This window comes from Clostridioides difficile ATCC 9689 = DSM 1296 (genome assembly GCF_001077535.1).
In the GTDB taxonomy this organism is placed as follows: Bacteria; Bacillota; Clostridia; order Peptostreptococcales; family Peptostreptococcaceae; genus Clostridioides; species Clostridioides difficile.
The window spans coordinates 1,278,894-1,297,138 of the sequence record NZ_CP011968.1 but is presented as its reverse complement, the minus strand read 5'-3'; the positions used below and the strand labels follow the sequence as shown (position 1 = coordinate 1,297,138).

The 18,245-nt window shown below is 30.0% G+C and carries 18 protein-coding genes; 2 read left to right on the top strand and 16 right to left on the bottom strand.

The features are described 5' to 3' along the window. Positions 1-82 precede the first annotated feature (82 nt). From fabF to CDIF1296T_RS06295, 11 genes are all read right to left on the bottom strand, one after another. Positions 83-1,321 (bottom strand): beta-ketoacyl-ACP synthase II, encoded by a 1,239-nt coding sequence (fabF, locus tag CDIF1296T_RS06345; RefSeq protein ID WP_003438103.1) that lies wholly within the window; start codon positions 1,319-1,321, stop codon positions 83-85. Between the two features lie 28 nt (positions 1,322-1,349). After that, positions 1,350-1,574, bottom strand: a complete 225-nt coding sequence (acpP, locus tag CDIF1296T_RS06340; RefSeq protein ID WP_003419132.1) for an acyl carrier protein — start codon at positions 1,572-1,574, stop codon at positions 1,350-1,352. A 53-nt stretch (positions 1,575-1,627) separates the two neighbouring features. Further along, positions 1,628-2,377: a 3-oxoacyl-[acyl-carrier-protein] reductase gene (fabG, locus tag CDIF1296T_RS06335; RefSeq protein ID WP_003428442.1), complete on the bottom strand. Its 750-nt coding sequence runs from the start codon at positions 2,375-2,377 to the stop codon at positions 1,628-1,630. Beyond that, positions 2,377-3,327 carry an ACP S-malonyltransferase gene (fabD, locus tag CDIF1296T_RS06330; protein ID WP_009896100.1) on the bottom strand — a complete coding sequence of 317 codons (951 nt, stop codon included), beginning with the start codon at positions 3,325-3,327 and terminating at the stop codon, positions 2,377-2,379. Before fabD ends, fabG begins: the two co-directional genes overlap by 1 nt. A gap of 15 nt (positions 3,328-3,342) precedes the next feature. After that, positions 3,343-4,272 (bottom strand): enoyl-[acyl-carrier-protein] reductase FabK, encoded by a 930-nt coding sequence (gene fabK, locus CDIF1296T_RS06325; RefSeq protein WP_003419125.1) that lies wholly within the window; start codon positions 4,270-4,272, stop codon positions 3,343-3,345. A 108-nt stretch (positions 4,273-4,380) separates the two neighbouring features. Beyond that, positions 4,381-5,367, bottom strand: a complete 987-nt coding sequence (locus tag CDIF1296T_RS06320) for a beta-ketoacyl-ACP synthase III (protein ID WP_003438099.1) — start codon at positions 5,365-5,367, stop codon at positions 4,381-4,383. 25 nt (positions 5,368-5,392) lie between these two features. Continuing rightward, positions 5,393-6,415 (bottom strand): phosphate acyltransferase PlsX, encoded by a 1,023-nt coding sequence (gene plsX, locus CDIF1296T_RS06315; RefSeq protein ID WP_003428446.1) that lies wholly within the window; start codon positions 6,413-6,415, stop codon positions 5,393-5,395. A 10-nt stretch (positions 6,416-6,425) separates the two neighbouring features. Further along, positions 6,426-6,983 (bottom strand): transcription factor FapR, encoded by a 558-nt coding sequence (gene fapR, locus CDIF1296T_RS06310; protein WP_003419115.1) that lies wholly within the window; start codon positions 6,981-6,983, stop codon positions 6,426-6,428. Positions 6,984-7,189: 206 nt separating this feature from the next. Beyond that, positions 7,190-7,366: a 50S ribosomal protein L32 gene (rpmF, locus tag CDIF1296T_RS06305; protein ID WP_003419113.1), complete on the bottom strand. Its 177-nt coding sequence runs from the start codon at positions 7,364-7,366 to the stop codon at positions 7,190-7,192. A 24-nt stretch (positions 7,367-7,390) separates the two neighbouring features. Beyond that, a complete protein-coding gene (locus CDIF1296T_RS06300) occupies positions 7,391-7,915 on the bottom strand; it encodes a YceD family protein (RefSeq protein ID WP_003419111.1) in 525 nt (174 codons plus the stop codon). Between the two features lie 92 nt (positions 7,916-8,007). Next, complete coding sequence (locus CDIF1296T_RS06295; RefSeq protein WP_003438096.1) at positions 8,008-9,204, bottom strand: acetate/propionate family kinase; 1,197 nt, start codon at positions 9,202-9,204, stop codon at positions 8,008-8,010. 462 nt (positions 9,205-9,666) lie between these two features. Between CDIF1296T_RS06295 and CDIF1296T_RS06290 the strand changes: the two genes are divergently transcribed. Then, positions 9,667-10,947 carry a nucleotidyltransferase gene (locus CDIF1296T_RS06290; RefSeq protein WP_009896097.1) on the top strand — a complete coding sequence of 427 codons (1,281 nt, stop codon included), beginning with the start codon at positions 9,667-9,669 and terminating at the stop codon, positions 10,945-10,947. Positions 10,948-11,209: 262 nt separating this feature from the next. On the opposite strand, the gene CDIF1296T_RS06285 is transcribed toward CDIF1296T_RS06290, so the two are convergent. From CDIF1296T_RS06285 to CDIF1296T_RS06265, 5 genes are all read right to left on the bottom strand, one after another. Then, positions 11,210-12,601: an FAD-binding oxidoreductase gene (locus CDIF1296T_RS06285; protein WP_009896095.1), complete on the bottom strand. Its 1,392-nt coding sequence runs from the start codon at positions 12,599-12,601 to the stop codon at positions 11,210-11,212. 10 nt (positions 12,602-12,611) lie between these two features. Further along, complete coding sequence (locus tag CDIF1296T_RS06280; RefSeq protein ID WP_003438092.1) at positions 12,612-13,832, bottom strand: FAD-binding protein; 1,221 nt, start codon at positions 13,830-13,832, stop codon at positions 12,612-12,614. Between the two features lie 13 nt (positions 13,833-13,845). After that, the gene (locus CDIF1296T_RS06275; protein ID WP_009896092.1) at positions 13,846-14,634 is read right to left on the bottom strand and encodes an electron transfer flavoprotein subunit beta/FixA family protein; all 789 of its coding nucleotides are present in this window, start codon (positions 14,632-14,634) and stop codon (positions 13,846-13,848) included. A gap of 16 nt (positions 14,635-14,650) precedes the next feature. After that, on the bottom strand, positions 14,651-15,925 hold the full coding sequence (gene larA, locus CDIF1296T_RS06270) for a nickel-dependent lactate racemase (protein ID WP_003438088.1): 1,275 nt from the start codon (positions 15,923-15,925) through the stop codon (positions 14,651-14,653). Positions 15,926-16,042: 117 nt separating this feature from the next. Further along, entirely contained in the window at positions 16,043-16,756 is a 714-nt protein-coding gene (locus CDIF1296T_RS06265; protein ID WP_003438086.1) for a FadR/GntR family transcriptional regulator, read from the bottom strand. Positions 16,757-16,880: 124 nt separating this feature from the next. Between CDIF1296T_RS06265 and CDIF1296T_RS06260 the strand changes: the two genes are divergently transcribed. Next, positions 16,881-18,140 carry a membrane protein gene (locus tag CDIF1296T_RS06260; protein WP_009896088.1) on the top strand — a complete coding sequence of 420 codons (1,260 nt, stop codon included), beginning with the start codon at positions 16,881-16,883 and terminating at the stop codon, positions 18,138-18,140. Positions 18,141-18,245: the final 105 nt, after the last annotated feature.

The window sequence follows — 18,245 nt, the reverse complement described above, 5'->3', positions numbered from 1 at the left end:
TAGGAGACTTTAAATTTAAGCTAATATAAATTTATACAGTTAAAACAAGTGCTTGTTTTTTAGTTTTATATTTAATATTTATTTATACATATTTTTTTAGTACTATTGTAGCATTATGCCCACCAAATCCTAAAGAATTTGATAGTGCATATCTAATATTTTTTTCTTTACCTTGATTTGGAACATAATCTAAATCCAAATCTTCACCAACTTCTTGTATGTTTATAGTTGGAGGCACAAAACTATCTTCTATACTCATAGCACAAACAACAGCCTCTATAGCACCTGATGCTCCTAATAAGTGACCAGTCATAGATTTTGTTGATGACACACATAAGTCATATGCCTTTTCTCCAAATACAGTTTTTATAGCCATAGTTTCATATAAATCATTGTAATAAGTTGAAGTTCCATGAGCATTTATATAATCTACTTCTTCTAATGGAACATTTCCATCTTTCAAAGCCATATTCATAGACCTAGCTGCTCCCTCTCCATTTTCAGCTGGAGTTGTCATATGGTATGCATCAGCAGTTAAACCATATCCAACTACTTCTGCATATATTTTAGCGCCTCTTGCTAAAGCATGTTCTAAGTCTTCTAAGATAACAATACCTGCTCCTTCTCCCATTACAAAACCATCTCTGTCTTTATCAAATGGTCTTGATGCAGTTTTAGGGTCATCATTTCTAGTTGACATAGCCTTCATGTTACAGAATCCAGCAAAAGCAAGACCTGTTACAGCAGCTTCAGAACCCCCTGCTACCATAATGTCTGCATCACCTCTTTGAATTACCTTAAAAGCATCACCTATTGAATGAGTTCCTGATGCACAAGCTGTACATACATTAGTGTTAGGCCCTTTTGCTCCTAAAAATATTGAAACTTGACCAGCTGCCATATTTCCTATCATCATAGGTACAAAAAGTGAACTTACTCTTTTATTTCCTTTTTCCAAAAGAATTTTATGTTGAGTTTCTATGGCTTCAACTCCACCTATTCCAGAACCTATTATAACACCAAAACGTTCTCTATCAACTTTATCTAAATCAAGATTTGCATCTTCAACTGCTAATTTAGCAGATACTATTGCAAATTGAGCAAATTTATCTAATCTCTTCAATTCTTTTTTACTTATATATTCTTCTGGATGAAAATTCTTAACTTCTCCTGCTATCTGAGTTTGATATGTGCTAGCATCAAAATTAGTTATTTTATCTATACCAGATACTCCAGATTTTATATTACTCCAGAACTCTTCTTTTCCTGTTCCCAACGGCGTAACACATCCAAGTCCTGTTATTACTACTCTTTTATTCATCGGATACCTCCACTTTTTTAAAGCTCGACTATTTATTAGCTTCTATATACTTAACTATATCTCCTATAGATTTGAAGTTTTCTGCTTCTGTATCTGGTATTTCTATACCAAATTCATCTTCAAGTGCCATTATTATTTCTACTGCATCTAATGAATCTGCTTCTAAATCCTTCATTAATGATGTTTCCATAGTTATTTCTTTATCTTCTACTCCTAATTGCTCTATTATTATTTCTACAACTTTATTAAACATTGTGTACCTCCTAAAATTTTTTATTTTAATAGATTTCTCTACTTTTTAAATTATTATTGCATTACCATTCCACCATCTACATTTATTACTTGTCCTGTTATATAACTTGACATGTCACTAACTAAAAATGCTACGGCATTGGCTACATCTTCTGGTTTACCATAAGATTTCTTTGGTATGTTTGCTAGTGTTGATTCTTTTACATCATCACTTAGTACTTTAGTCATATCTGTTTCTATAAATCCAGGTGCTACTGCATTTATATTTATGTTTCTTGATGCTAACTCTCTTGCAGAAGCTTTTGTAAATCCAATTACACCTGCTTTTGATGCACAATAATTAGTTTGCCCTGCATTACCCATAATTCCAACTACTGAAGTCATATTTATTATTCTTCCATACTTCTTTTTCATCATAGGTTTAGTAACTGCTTTTGTACAATTAAAGACACCTTTTAAGTTTATATCTATAACTCTATCAAAATCTTCTTCTTTCATTCTCATAAGCAGACCATCTTTAGTTATGCCTGCATTATTAACCAATATATCAATTTTTCCAAATTCGCTTACAACAGAATCTATCATTTGATTCACTTCATCAAATTTAGATACATCACATTTTATAGAGGTACACTTTACCCCCATACTTTCTATTTCATTTTTAGTTTTTAGTGCTTCATCTTCTTTAGAAGTATAATTGATTACTACATCAGCTCCAAAAGATGCTAGTTTTTTTGCTATTTCTTTTCCTATACCCCTAGAGCCACCAGTAACAACTGCTACTTGTCCTGTAAGATTTATCATTATATCTCTCCATTTCTATAATTTTGTACAAATTCATTAAGAGAATCTATACCATCTATATTATAAATATTGACATTTGCTTTTTTATTGGAAGCTATCTTCTTAATAAATGCTTTTAAAGTTTTTCCAGGTCCCATTTCTATAAAAGTATCATATCCATCATTTAAAAGTCTTTCTATAGAATCTTCCCAAAGAACAGATGAACTTACTTGTTTTATAAGCAGGTCTTTACCTTCGTTTTTATAGTAATCTGCATTTACATTTGCCACCACATCAACTTTAGGTTTAGTTATGTTAACTTTTTCTAATTCACTGGCCAATTTTACACCAGCTTCTTTTAACATTGATGAGTGAAAAGGTCCACTTACATTTAATTTAACTGCCCTTTTTGCTCCTGCTTCTTTGCATTTTACCATTGCTTCTTCTATCTTTTCATTTTCACCAGATATAACTATTTGTCCAGGAGAATTGTAATTTGCTACTTCTACAATACCTCCTTGTATATCTTTAACCACATTTTCAAGTACATTTCTATCTAAACCTAAAACTGCTGCCATAGCTCCAACACCTGCTGGAACTGTTTCCTGCATAAACTTACCTCTTTTTTTAACTAAACATACAGCATCTTTAAAGTCAATTGCATCTGCTGCAACCAACGCACTATACTCTCCTAAGGATAATCCTAAGCATGCATTATATTTTAAATCTATTTGAGCTTGTACCGCTTTTAATACTGCTACACTATGTGTAACCATGGCAGGTTGAGTGTTTTCAGTTTTAGAAAGTTCTTCTTCATTTCCATTAAACATAAGGTTTTTTAAATCCATATTTAAGGCATCACTAGCCTCATCTATTACACTTTTAGCAACAGCATTATTTTCATATAAATCCTTGGCCATACCTACATATTGAGCTCCTTGACCAGGGAATACTAGTGCAACTTTTCCCATCTTGCTCCTCCTGATTTACAGTTCTATTGCTGGCATAATCTCTCTTGCTTGATTTACCATAGCCTCTATAATTTCCTTACAAGGTGTTATTTCTTTTACCATAGCAGCACTTTGACCTGCCATAAATGAACCTTTTTCTATGTCTCCATCTACTGTTGCAAATCTTAAAGCTCCTGTACCTTTTTTATCCAGTTCTTCAGGAGTAGCTCCATTTTGTTCCATCTTTAAAAATTCTTTTGATAGTTTATTTTTTAATGTTCTTACTGGATGACCAGTACTTCTTCCTGTTACAATTGCATCTCTATCTTTTGCTTTTAGTACTAAGTTTTTATAGTTTGAATGGACAGAACACTCTTCACTGCAAATAAATCTAGTTCCTACTTGAACTGCACTGGCACCTAATGCAAATGATGCTGCAATTCCTCTACCATCTACAATTCCTCCAGCAGCTATTACAGGTATGTTTACAGCATCAGCAACTTGTGGAACTAAGACCATAGTAGTAAGTTCTCCTATATGTCCTCCACCTTCAGTACCTTCTGCTATTACTGCTGTAGCTCCTAGCTTTTCCATTCTTTGTGCCAAAGCTATTGTAGGTACTACAGGAATAACCTTTGTTCCAGCTTCCTTTAATCTATCCATATACTTTGCAGGATTTCCAGCACCAGTAGTAATAACTTGAACTTTTTCTTCTATAATCAAATCAATTATATCATCAACAAATGGCGACATAAGCATTACATTTACTCCAAAAGGTTTATCTGTTAATTTTTTACACTCAACAATTTCTTTCTTTATAGCTTCTTTTGGTGCGTTTCCTGCTGCTATTATGCCAAGTCCTCCTGCATTAGATACAGCACTTGCTAATGATGCAGTAGCTACCCATGCCATTCCCCCTTGGATAACTGGGTATTTTATATTTAATATTTTGCAAATTTTATTCATACAATTCTCCTTCATTTGAAATCATAAAAGTAAACTTTTTATTATTAATCAACTTTATTTTGTGTATAAGTTTAATTTTGTTAATTAAATCATTTTAGATATTTTATACTATAAAGTCCACTTGACAACTGAAGCCCCCCAAGTTAGACCTCCACCAAAGCCAACTAAAACTACATTATCACCCTTTTTAATTTTACCTTCTCTATAAGCTTCATCTAATGCTACTGGTATAGATGCAGCAGACATATTTCCATATTTGTCTATATTTACATAAACTTTTTTCATATCAAGCTCTAATCTCTTAGAAGAAGCTTGTATGATTCTTATATTAGCTTGATGTGGCACTAAGTAGTCTATATCAGTTGTATTTAGATTTGCTTTTTCAAGAGCTCTTAAAGAAGTTTCTGCCATCTTTCTAACTGCAAATTTAAACACATCACTACCTGCCATTTCTATTGTATGTAGATTAGCTTCTACAGTCTCTTTACTTGCCTTAAGTCTTGAACCTCCAGCAGGTACTTTTAAACAATCTTTTCCTTTACCATCAGAGCCCATATGTGTAGACAGTATTCCACCCTCATTTACAGGGCCAATAACAGCTGCTCCAGCTCCATCTCCAAACAATACTGCTGTTGTTCTATCATCATAATTTAAAAACTTAGAACAAGTTTCTGCTCCTATTACAAGCACATTTTTATAGCAACCTGTTTCCACAAATTGCTTTGCAATAGTTACTCCATATACAAATCCAGAACAAGCTGCTGATATATCAAATGCAGTAGCATTCACTGCTCCTATTGCATCTTGTACTATACATGCAGTTGAAGGCAAAGACATATCAGGAGTAATTGTAGCTAATATAATCAGCTCTATATCCTCTACGTTTAACTTTGCACATTCTATAGCTTTTAAGGCAGCTTTAGATGCTAAGTCAGAAGTTGCTTCAGACTCTTTGGCAAATCTTCTTTCCTTAATACCAGTTCTAGTACTTATCCACTCATCTGATGTATCCATTATTTTTTCGAAGTGAAAATTATCATATGATTGCTCAGGTAGATAACTTCCTACTCCTAATATTCCAGCCTTTGTATTCATTATATATTAAACCTCCAAAACGAGTTTATTCATCTTCGTTATTTTTATTTTCTTCATTGTATTTGCTTATAAATTGGTTAATATCTTCAACGACTTTTCCCTTTGAAAATTTTATTCCTTGATTTATAGCATTTTTTATAGCTTTAGCATCAGAACTACCATGAGCTTTTATAACTCCTCCATTTAGACCTAAAAGTGGAGCTCCCCCATACTCAGAATAATCTATAAAACTTTTTAATTTTCTTAAATCATCCTTTATAAGTAATGCTCCTATTTTACTTTTTGTACTGGCCATAAAAGTTTCCTTTATAAGACTCATAACTGAAAGTGCTACACCTTCAGCAGATTTAAGTAATATATTACCTGTAAATCCATCACATATGATTATATCTGTGTATGCATTTATAACTTCTCTAGCTTCTACATTCCCTATAAAATTTAAATCTAATTTTTTAATTTCTTCATATGACCTTTTGACTAAATCATTGCCTTTGCCTTCTTCTAGTCCAACATTTGCTAATGCTACCTTAGGATTTTCAAGACCTAAAACTTTTCTTGAATAAATATTACTCATAGCTGCAAATTCAACTAGATTCTTAGGTTTACAATCTGCATTTGCGCCACAGTCTGCTATAAGTGTCATTCCTCGCTTTACATTTGGTATTGCTGAACATAAGCAAGGTCTATCGATTCCTTTTATTCTACCAACAACAAATAATCCACCAGCAAGTAAGGCTCCTGTATTTCCAGCTGATATTATAGCATCTGCCTTTCCTTCTTTTACAAGATTTAATGCTACTACCATAGATGAATCTTTTTTACTTCTTATAGCCTTTACTGGTTTATCTTCGTTTTCTATAATCTCAGTAGTATGAACTATCTCTAATTTATTTCTATCAAATTCATAATTTGAAAATTCCTTTTCAAGTAAATCTTTATCTCCTGTGATTATTAAATCAACCTGATATTCTTTTATAGCATTTACTGCGCCTTCTACATTAGATTTAGGTGCATTATCTCCACCCATTCCATCAATTACTATTTTCATAATTTCCCTCCTAATCTAATTCTTCAAAGATAAACTTTCCTCTAAATATTTGCTCTTGGGCTTTATTGTTGATAACAACTTTTACATAATGCTTTTTATCTATATTTCTATACACTTCTGCTTTTGCTATAAGTCTATCTTGTTGTTCTATCAACTTAAAACTTTTTACATTTGCAACTCTCATAATAACCTTAGGTGCATCTATTATAGCCATTGCCAATGAATCTGCTAGAGAAAAAATATACGTATCTTTTAAAGTATTAGTCTTAGAGTAAATCATGTCCTGTGTAACTTCTAACATAGATATACCTAATCGCCCTACAGATAAATCAATGATTTCTCCTGTAATTTCCTTTACTCCTAAAGTCTTTACTTTTGAACTCTGAGTTTCTGCTATTGATTTGACTCTTTCTCTTAGCTCTGGTATGTTTAGACTCATTCTATCTAATCTTATGGTCTGTATACTTACATCAAACAGACTTGATAATTCTTCATCAGTATAAAAAGGATCTGTCTTTAGCATATCTATAAGCTCTTTTTGTCTTTGGGCTTTACTTTTCTTTTTCATGTTCCCTCCAAATTTTATAGCTGTAATTAGTACCAGCTACTAATAGTAGTATATAGTAACACACAAAAATTTTCAATACTTATATTATTATTTTTCTATTTTTTAATATGCATAAAATCCACTTATTTTCTCTAGTAAATCATCTTATTTTTTTATATGTACAAAAAAAACATGTAGAGTATACTCTACATGCTTTTTAGAAGCTATTACTTAGACACAACTTCTTTACCTTTATAATATCCACAGTCTGGACACACTCTATGTGGTAATTTTGGCTCATGACATTGTGGGCAACTTACAAATCCTGTTGCTTCCATCTTTGAGTTAGCTGCTCTTCTCATTTTTGTGTTTGATTTAGACGTTTTACGCTTTGGTACTGCCATTTACGCCACCTCCTTAGTCAAAATTTAATTAAATAAATCTTTTAATTTAGCAAAACGAGGATCTATGTATTCCTCATCGTTTGTAATTTCACTGCAAGAACACTCTTCTTCATTTAAGTTTGCCCCGCATACTTGACAAAGACCTTTACAGTTTTCACTACAAAGAACTTTATGAGGTACATTAAAATCTAATGTCTGTTCTATTATATCAATAAGGTCGATTTCTTCACCATCGAATATAAAAGGATCAAATTCCTCAAACTCATCTTCATCATAATCTTCTTCTTTTACTAAAAAACCTTGTATAGAATACTCTAGTGGTATTTCTACTTCTTTAAGACATCTTGAACAATTGTCAACAATTGTAAAATTGACATCTATATCTAGATACAAACCTTTATTAGTCTTTGACACTTTCCCTTTTAAATTTACAGGTGATACTAATTTGTAAATCTCATCACAATAACTAATAGTATCAATTTTTTCACAAAAATTCAAGTCTATTTTGTCAGTTTCTTTTCTATTTATTTTTTCTATGCTAACTTTCATTAAGTTCACCTCAACATATCACCAAATTTATTATACAAATCTAGCATTTGTTTGTCAAGTATTTTTACTTGATAGGCATAGGTTTAATTTAATTATTTTACCAATCTTAATGTATCTCTAGCTATCATTAATTCTTCATTAGTTGGTATTAAAAGCATTTTTACTTTAGAATCAGCAGTAGATATTACTGTTTCTTTTCCTCTAACATCATTAGCTTCTTTATCTAATTTCATTCCTAAAAACTCCATGTTAGAAGCAATATCTGCTCTTATAGCCTTTCCATTTTCACCAACGCCTGCAGTAAATACTACAACATCCAATCCATTCATTTCAGCAGCATAAGCGCCTATATATTTTTGTACTTTTTTAACATACGCTTCTAATGTAGCTTGAGCTCTTTCGTCTCCATTTTTAGCTGCATCTTCTATATCTCTGAAGTCACTAGAAATTCCAGTCATTCCATATACTCCAGATTCTTTATTCATTAATTTATCCAATCCATCAGCATCTAAACCTTCTTTTCTCATTAAGAATGGTAATATAGCTGGGTCTATATCTCCACATCTAGTTCCCATTATTAATCCTTCTAATGGAGTGAATCCCATAGATGTATCTACACATTTTCCACCATCAACAGCAGCTATAGAAGCACCATTTCCTAAGTGACAAGTTACTATTTTTAAATCTTTTATATCTTTTCCTAGTATCTCTGCTGCTCTTTGAGATACATAATTATGAGAAGTTCCGTGGAATCCATATCTTCTTACCCCATATTTAGTATATAGCTCATGAGGTAAACCATATAAGTATGAAGATTTAGGCATTGTTTGATGGAAAGCAGTATCAAATACACCTACCATTGGTACATCTGGAAGTATAGCTTTACAAGCATCTATTCCCATTATGTTTGCTGGATTATGAAGTGGAGCTAAATCTATACATTCTTTTAAAGCTTCTTCTACTTCTGGAGTTATTACTACTGAAGTTGCAAATTTTTCTCCAGCATGTACAACTCTATGTCCTACTGCATCTATTTCTTTCATTTCTTTAACTGCACCAAATTCTGGATGAGCAACAGCTTCTAAAACTAATGCTATTGCATCTTTGTGGTCCTTCATTGGTTGTTCAACAACGTATTTATCATCTCTACCTGCTTTTTCATGTTTTAATATAGAACCTTCTATTCCTATTCTTTCAACCAATCCTATACATAAAACTTCTTCATTATTCATATCTATTAATTGATATTTTAATGAAGAACTCCCACAGTTTAATACTAATATTTTCATTATTATTTCCTCCTTAGATTTTTTTATAAATAATATGTAATAAATTTTGATTTGTAATAAATGTCTAAATAAAACTCTATCTTTTATTATTTTGTTATAGATATGTTATTGTATACATTAAACGATTTTCATAAATAATATATCACCTTTTAATATAAAAGTATATACTTTTTTTTTATATTATATCATATTTCTAGTATGGTAAATTGTGTATTTCACTAATAATATATTAACAAGTTAACTTAATGTAGATTATTCTTTCCCATTTGTTATAATAATATAATATAAAGAGCTAATAAAGTTATTTTAATAACATTTAACCAGTTTTTTATGTAGGTAACATTTCTACATTTTTATAAATTTTTTTACGTTTTTTAATTTTATAATTAAAAATTTAAATTTTATACATATTATAATAAATTGTGATATATATAAAATAATTAAAGATAAAAGGAGTATTTTATGAACATACTTGGATTAATAGTTGAATATAACCCATTTCATAATGGACACATATATCATTTATCTAAATCTATAGAAAAAACAAATGCAACACATACTGTAGCAATAATGAGTGGAAATTTTCTACAAAGAGGCGAACCAGCTTTATTTGATAAATACACTAGAGCAAAAATTGCTGTCGAAAATGGTGTAGACTTAGTTATAGAATTACCAACTTTATTTGCTTGTCAAAGTGCTGAAATTTTTTCTCATGGTGCTATAACAATTTTAAATTCACTAAACTGCATAAATTCTATATGTTTTGGTAGTGAAGAAGGAAATACAGAAATTCTTTATAATATAGCTGAAATTTTAGCAAATGAACCAAATGAATTTAAGTTACTTTTAAAAAAATATTTAGATGATGGTCTGTTATTTCCAACAGCTAGAGCTAATGCACTTTTTGATTATATACATCAAGACAAAAAAAATAATTTTATACAAAATTATTCAAAGGAACAATTATCAAAAACATTAAATTCATCAAACAACATACTGGGTATAGAATACATAAAAAACCTCATCCATTTAAACAGTAGTATAAAACCATTTACTATCTCCAGGGTCCAATCAGAATATAATTCCGAAGAAATTGAGAGTGATATTTGTTCTGCTACTGCTATAAGAACTTCACTTAAAGAAAATACAGACCTTTTTCATTTAAAAAATGTTATTCCAGAAAAAACTTATAACATCCTAAATGAAAAAATAGATAATGGTTTTTTACCTATGTTTGATGACTTCTTCTTTGATATTTTAAAAACAATTATACTTAGAGATATGGACACTTTAAAAGAGTATTTTGAAGTAAATGAAGGCATAGAAAACAGAATCTATAAAGATATCTTTACATCTGAATTTCTACATGAACTACAATTAGCAATTAAATCCAAGCGATACACTTTAACCAAAATCAAACGAACTCTAAACAATATATTGCTAGGTATTAAAAAAAGCGACATGCAACTTATAAAAAACATAGATACTATACCTTATATAAGAATACTTGCTTTTAATGATAAAGGTAGAGAAATTCTAAAAGAGATAAAAAATAAATCTGAAATAAAAATAATAAACAAGTTTTCAAGTATATCATTTTCATTAGATGATACGATTTTTAAAACACTCATAAGTTATGATATAAAAGCTACAAATATATATAATTTAATATATTATAAAAACAATAAAGATTTAGTAAAAGGCCCTATGGATTTTTATACTCATCCAATATATGTAAAGTAGTTTTTTAAAATAACTATATTTATAAAAATCATTTTATTAACTCTTTATTATATAAGATACAATAGTCTTACTTTATTTATGTACACATGCTTTTAGGATGACAACATCAACTTAAATATTATATTACTTTCTAAATTTAAGTAAATATTGCCATCCTAAAAATTTTACAATTTAGCTTCAGATTTAAAAGTAAAGTTTAAAATATTATATTTAAATCTAATTTAATATTTTTTGTTTTGTAAATATTATTAAATTAATATTTCTAATATATTTTCCCTGGATTTAAAATATTTTTAGGGTCAAAAGCTAACTTTATATTTTTAATTAACATCATATAAGCATCTGAATTTGATTCATGTAAGTACTCTTTTTTAGCATATCCTATGCCATGTTCACCAGAAACTTGACCACTAAGTTCTCTAGATTTTTTATACATATAGTCAAAAGTTTCTTTTAATCTTATTTTCCATGTATTATCATCCATACCATCTTTTAAAATATATATGTGTAGATTTCCATCTCCTGCATGACCAAAACTTTTTATTCTTATTTTTAATTTGTCTTGAAGCTCGTGAGTGTATCTTATAAACTCTGCTATCTTATCTCTTGGAACAACGACATCACATTCATCCATTTGTGTCGTAGATGCCTTTATAGCTTCTAAAAATGCACCTCTGGCTGACCATATAGAATCGTTTCTTTCTTGTGTATCTGATATAAATACATCTAATGCACCATTTTCTAAACATAAATTAGCTACTTTTTCATATTCTTTTTCTATATCTTCAGTGCTATTTCCATCAAATGTAAGCAAAAGATAAGCATCTGATGTATTATCTGGAAACTTTTTACCTAAAAATTCTTCTGCTGCCAATATTACATCTCTTTCCATAAATTCTATAGCCGTTGGTATTGATTTTGATTTTATTATTTTAGGAACAGTTTCTATTGCCATTGATAAATCTGGAAATGGTATAAGCAAACTTATACTTTTCTTTGGTAAAGGAAGCAATTTTAATATAGCTTTAGTAACTATTCCTAAAGTACCTTCTGAGCCCACTAATAAATCCTTTATACTATATCCAGAACTATTTTTAACCACCTTTCCACCTACATTTATAATTTCTCCATTTGGTAGTACAACTTCAAGACCTCTTACATAATCCCTTGTAACGCCATATTTTACTGCTCTCATACCACCTGCATTAGTGTTTATATTACCTGCAATTGTAGCACTTTTTTCACCTGGGTCAGGTGGGTAAAATAAATCTCTATCTTGAACATATTGACCTATTGTCATCAATAAAACACCTGGTTCTACTGTCAATGTTAAATTTTCATAATCAACTTCAAGTATTTTATTCATTTTACATAGATTAATCATTATTCCACCATTTATGGCAACAGCAGCACCTACAAGACCAGTACCTTGACCTCTTGGTGTGACTGGTATATTATTTTTATATGCGTATTTCATTATTTTAGATACTTGTTCAGTTTCAAGTACATTTACTAAAACTTCAGGGCACTTCTCAATCCCTCCAAGTTCATCATGTGAAAAATCTTCATTTATATCACTTCCAACTAATACATTTTCTTCTCCACAAGTATCTATTAAAAAATCTATATCTTTTTTATCGATTAATTTATACATTTCTATCCCCCTATTTAGCTGCTGATGCCATATATTTTTGATTATTATCTTTGTTATTTTCTATTTTTTCAATCAATTTAGGAATAATATCATAAATATCACCTATTAAAGCTAAATGTGCTACATCAAGTATAGGCGCTTTATCATCTTTATTTATTGCTACTATATAGTCAGCACCCTGCATCCCCGCAACAAATTGAACAGCTCCAGATACACCACAAGTTATTATCAATTTAGGTTTTACAGTTCTACCACTAAGACCTATTTGTTTTTTAGCATCTATCCAACCTGCTTCTATTACAGGTCTTGTTCCTGCCACTTGAGCGTTTAACTTATCAGCTAATTTATATATCATCTCCATATCTTCTTGTTTTTTTATTGCTCTACTTGCCACAACTATCACTTCAGCTTCTTCCAGACCAACTTCTTTATTTTTTTCTTTTACACTCAGTACCTTAATTTTAGATTTTAGTTCTTTTTTTTCTACTTTACATAAAGTTATCTTTCCTGTAGTATTCTCTATTTTTTCTGGTGCTGAAAATATTTTATATCTTACAGTGGCAAATTGTGGTCTATTATTAGGTGTGTTTATATGAGCCATTATATTTCCACCAAATGCTGGTCTTATTTGGTCTAAATCAGTATTTGATTGAATATCAAGTATTGTACAATCTGCTGTAAGACCTGTTCTAAATCTAGCGGCAAGTCTTGGAGCTAATGACCTACCTAATGTAGTTCCACCAACTAATACTATCGTTGGTTTTATTTTATCTATAAAGTTTTCTATTGCTTTTGAATATGGTTCTATCCTAAAATCTTTAAATTCATCTTCATCATATACAAATACTTCATCCACCCCATAAGAAATCAAATTACTGCACTTATCTTTTATGTCTTTTCCTACAAATACACAATACACAGGTTGTTTTATTTTTGATGCCATCTCACGAGCTTTACCTATAAGCTCGTACGTTACAGGATGTATATTTCCATTATGATGTTCAACATATACTGCAATTCCCCTCCATTCATCTTTATTAATTTGTACTTTACTACTCTCTATAAATTCAAATGCGCCTTTTGGTCCACTTTTGACACACAACTTGCACATCTTACAGCCAGCACTTATTTCTACTATACCTGACTTTTCTTCTATAGCCCCAAAAGGACATATTTCTAAAATTCTCTTTAAGTCAGTTATTTTATCTTGATTTACAACTATCTTTGACATTTATTACTCCCCCTTACACCAACTTTAATTCCTCTAATTTATTTACAAGTGCAAAACTTAGTTCATCTGCATTTCCTCTTACAATATTTTTATCTGTATTTGGCTTTGGAGGAAATATTCTTACAACTTGAGTAGGAGAACCATTAAGTCCATAGTTATTTTCATCTTTATCTTCAAAGTCATCTAAGCTATATACAGGTATTTCTCTATCTTTAGTATTAAGTTTTAATTTAAATGAAGGTAGTCTTGGTTGAAAAATGTCTTTTTCTACAGTTATTAAACATGGATATTCAATCTCACATACTTGTAAATCATTTGGCATATCTATTTCAACAACTATACTTTCATCTTTAACTTCAATTAATTTTGTAACGTTAGTAACATGAGGTATATCTAAAAATTCAGCTACTTCAGGTCCCACCTGTGCTGTATCACCATCAGTAGTTTGTTTTCCACAAATTATTAGGTCTACCTTTCCCATCTTCTTAATACCTTGTGATATGGTATAGGAAGTAGCCAATACATCTGCTCCTCCAAATCTCCTATCACTTATTAATGCTCCTTCATCAGCTCCCATCATAAAACTTTCTTCAATTACCTTCTTTGCCTGAGGAGGACCCATGCTAAGTACTTTTAGATTCGCTTTCTTCTCTTCCTTTATTCTAAGAGCTGTTTCTAAAGCATATAGGTCATAGGGATTCATTTTTGAATCTACTCCATCTCTTTTTAGTACTCCTGTAGTTTCATCAACTTCTACTGAAGTCGTTCCAGGAACTTGTTTAATACATGTCAAAATTTCCATAAAGTACACTCCTTTTTTATTTAACTATAACTGATACTCCATCAGGTATAACTACTACTTTGCTCTCCTTACCAACTATACTATTCGCCATTTCTAAAGCTTCTTTAAAGTTAAATGCATGTTTCATATGCATTTTTTTTATCATTTCAGGATTACACTTATCTGTTACCATTATCACAGTATATTTAGATAATATTCTCGCTAGTATCTGAAATTCCCATTGGTCTGGAATCGTATCTACTCTATCGACACTTCTAATTTTATCTAAAAGTTGTTTTGGAGAATCTGCATTTGCTACATTTTCATAAAAAGATTGACCTCCATGACCATCATTACATGCTGAAATCATTATTATTACTCCACCGTCTTTACAAGTAGCTTCAGCTGCTGTCATTCCTTTAACAGATTGATAAATATTTTGGTCTAGTGGATATCCACCATTTGTAGTTACAACAATATCAGATTTTATAGAATTTACTTTTGATAACTCTGTTACAAATCTACATCCTTTAGTATGTGCTTTTTCGACATCACCAGCAAAGGAAGCAATTATTTTTTTATCTTTATCTATTACAACATTCAATATGAATGCTAATTTTGCAACTTTAGCTGCATATACCATATCCTCATGAATAGGATTATTATTCAATTTTCCAGTTCTTGAATTATCACTATCTATAAAGTCACTACAGTGATTGTACATTATAGTCTTTGCAGATGCGATTCCTGGAAGTACGCTTTTTCTGCCACCTGAAAAACCTGCAAAGAAATGAGGTTCTATAAAACCTTCTGCTATCAAAAGTTCTGCCTCATATGCTAGTTTGTTTATATATAAATCTCCACCTGAAGGCAATATCCCTACTTTACACATAGATTTATCATCAGTAGATATATGCATAACTATATCTTCATTATCTACTATTTCTTCTCCCATTTTATAAATTAGCTCTTCCCTTGTACTTGGCCTATGAAATCCAGTTGCCACTATAATCTTCACATCAATTTCTGGATTAACATTCCTAATCCTTCTTAATATAATTGGCATAGTTATTCTACTTGGTACAGGTCTTGTATGGTCACTTGTAATTATGACTACATTCTTTTTCCCCTTAACCAGTTCTTCCAGAGAATTAGAGCCTATAGGATTATTCATAGATTCTTCAACTATCTCTTCTTGAGTCTTATGTTCTATATAATTATCCGATTTTGACTCCAAAACACCGAGAAAACGTTCATCAGGTATTTCTAAAATCATTCCTTGTTTTGAATACGGTACTTTTAACTTTACCATTTTTAATCTCCCATTATAATAAACTATAAAATTGGTATGTGGTCATACCAGTTTTACATTTATATGATAGTACCATTATCTACCATTTGCAAGAATAATTTATTTTATAACAAACTTTTAATTTTCATTTTTTCTATAATTTTTACTTATAAAATCCATATGTTCCTTTGCTTTCTCACATGCAAGTTCTACATCATTTTCTACAACTGCATTGTATATAGCTTCATGCTGTTTAAGCAATATATTTTCATTAAAAGGTTCTGCGATTATTTTTTCTCTTGCATCTTCTATAAATCCATCAAATAATTTTGATGCTGTCATAAAAAGACTTTGAATTAAATAATTTTTACTTAATGTTGCTAGTTTACTGTGAAATTTTTGGTCTAATAACACCAGTACTCGATTATTATCTTTTTTATTAGTTTCTACCCTCATTTCATCTATTATATGTTTCAATTCTATAACTTCAGAAGAAGTTATTCTCTTTGAAGCAAGTTTTGCAATCTCAATTTCTAGGATTATTCTAAGCTCTAATATATCTTCAAGTGTACCATTATTAAGTTTAAAAATCATAGATAAAGGTTCTATTAAAGTTTTTTCTATATTTGTACATATAAAATTTCCTTCACCCTGTCTGCTTTCTATCACTCCCATAGTCTCTAATACCCTAATAGCTTCCCTTATGGAAGTTCTACTCACATTCATTTGTTCAGACAGTTCTCTTTCTGATAGTAATTTATCCCCCTTTTTTAACTCTCCATTTAGTATTTTATATTGTATTTGCTCAATTACTTGTTCATAAACTTTTTTACTAGCTATACTATTAAACATTTTTTCCTCCAATATGATAATCGTTGTTGTAATATATATCTATTATATATCTTAAGCCATTACATTCATATATTTTTATTACTTTTAATATAATATCTTATAACTCAAATTTACAGGTGATATTATGAAAAAAAATAAAATTATTGCTTTTTTTGCTCCATCTATCATAGTTGGAGTTCTAGTTTTAGGGATTATCCTATACCCAAATGAAGCTATAAAATCTGCAAGAGAAGGCTTTTCTATATGGTCTAATGTTTTAGTTCCATCACTACTACCATTTATAATTGGAGCAAACTTAATTGTTGATTTAAAAATAGTGGATATTATAGGGTTTATCATCAATCCCATAACTAGATTTGTATTTAATGTTTCAGGAAAGAGCGCTTTAGCTTTTGCTATATCTACAGTATCTGGTTATCCAGTAGGAGTAAGTTTAGCTTCTGAATTTAGGAGTAATGGACAAATTTCTAAGTATGAAGCACAAAGACTTGTGTCTTTTTGTTCTACATCAGGACCTTTATTCATAATAGGTTCGGTTGGTACAGGTATGTTCCAAAATTCAAACTTAGGTTATTTAATGATTCTCTGCCATTATCTAGGAACTATATTGGTTGGTCTTTTCTTTAGAAATTATGGTAATGAAAACCTTCCAAAGACAAAATTGGATTTAAAAACAAATATAAAAAATGTAATCAACATTAGAAATTCAAGTGGGAATGGTTTTTTTGTTTTATTTGGAAATGCTGTATTTAATGGAGTAAATACATTACTTACAGTTGGTGGATTTGTAATTGTTTTTTCAGTAGTATTTAAAATACTATCTCTTTTTAATGTAATCTCATTAATAGCATCAGTTATATATTTGCCTCTTTCATTTTTAGGTGTTAGTAAAGAACTCTGTCAAGCATTTGTAAGTGGTCTATTTGAAATTACTATAGGATGCAATAAAGTATCTAGTATAACAAGTTCTCCAGAAATTTTAAGAGCATCTTTAGCTAGTTTTTTGATAGGATTTAGTGGATTATCCATCCTAGCTCAATGTTGTACATTTCTATCAAAAACGGACATAGATTTAAAATTATACATACTAAGTAAATTTGCGCATGGAGTTTTAGCTGCTATCTTTATATTTATACTTTATCCAATTGCAAACTCTGCTGTGTTGGTTTCTAGCTTTGCTGATACATACAACGTTATATATAATAATTTAATCTGGTTTTATTACCTTAGCTATTATGATACAATTATTCAAATTGTAGTAATAATTTATCTAATCTCAGCCGTATTTATTGCAAAAAAACATATGAAAACTTTATCTACAAATGGGAAACTAATGCGATATAAAAATACTTTTTTCACTAAGAAATTTTCACGAAAAAAATAAAACTAATAAAACTTAACTAAATACTTCCATTTTTTTATTATATTTGTCATAATTTTAATAACCTTTTTAATTAGTTTAACAGCATAGTTATTTCATCACAATTTA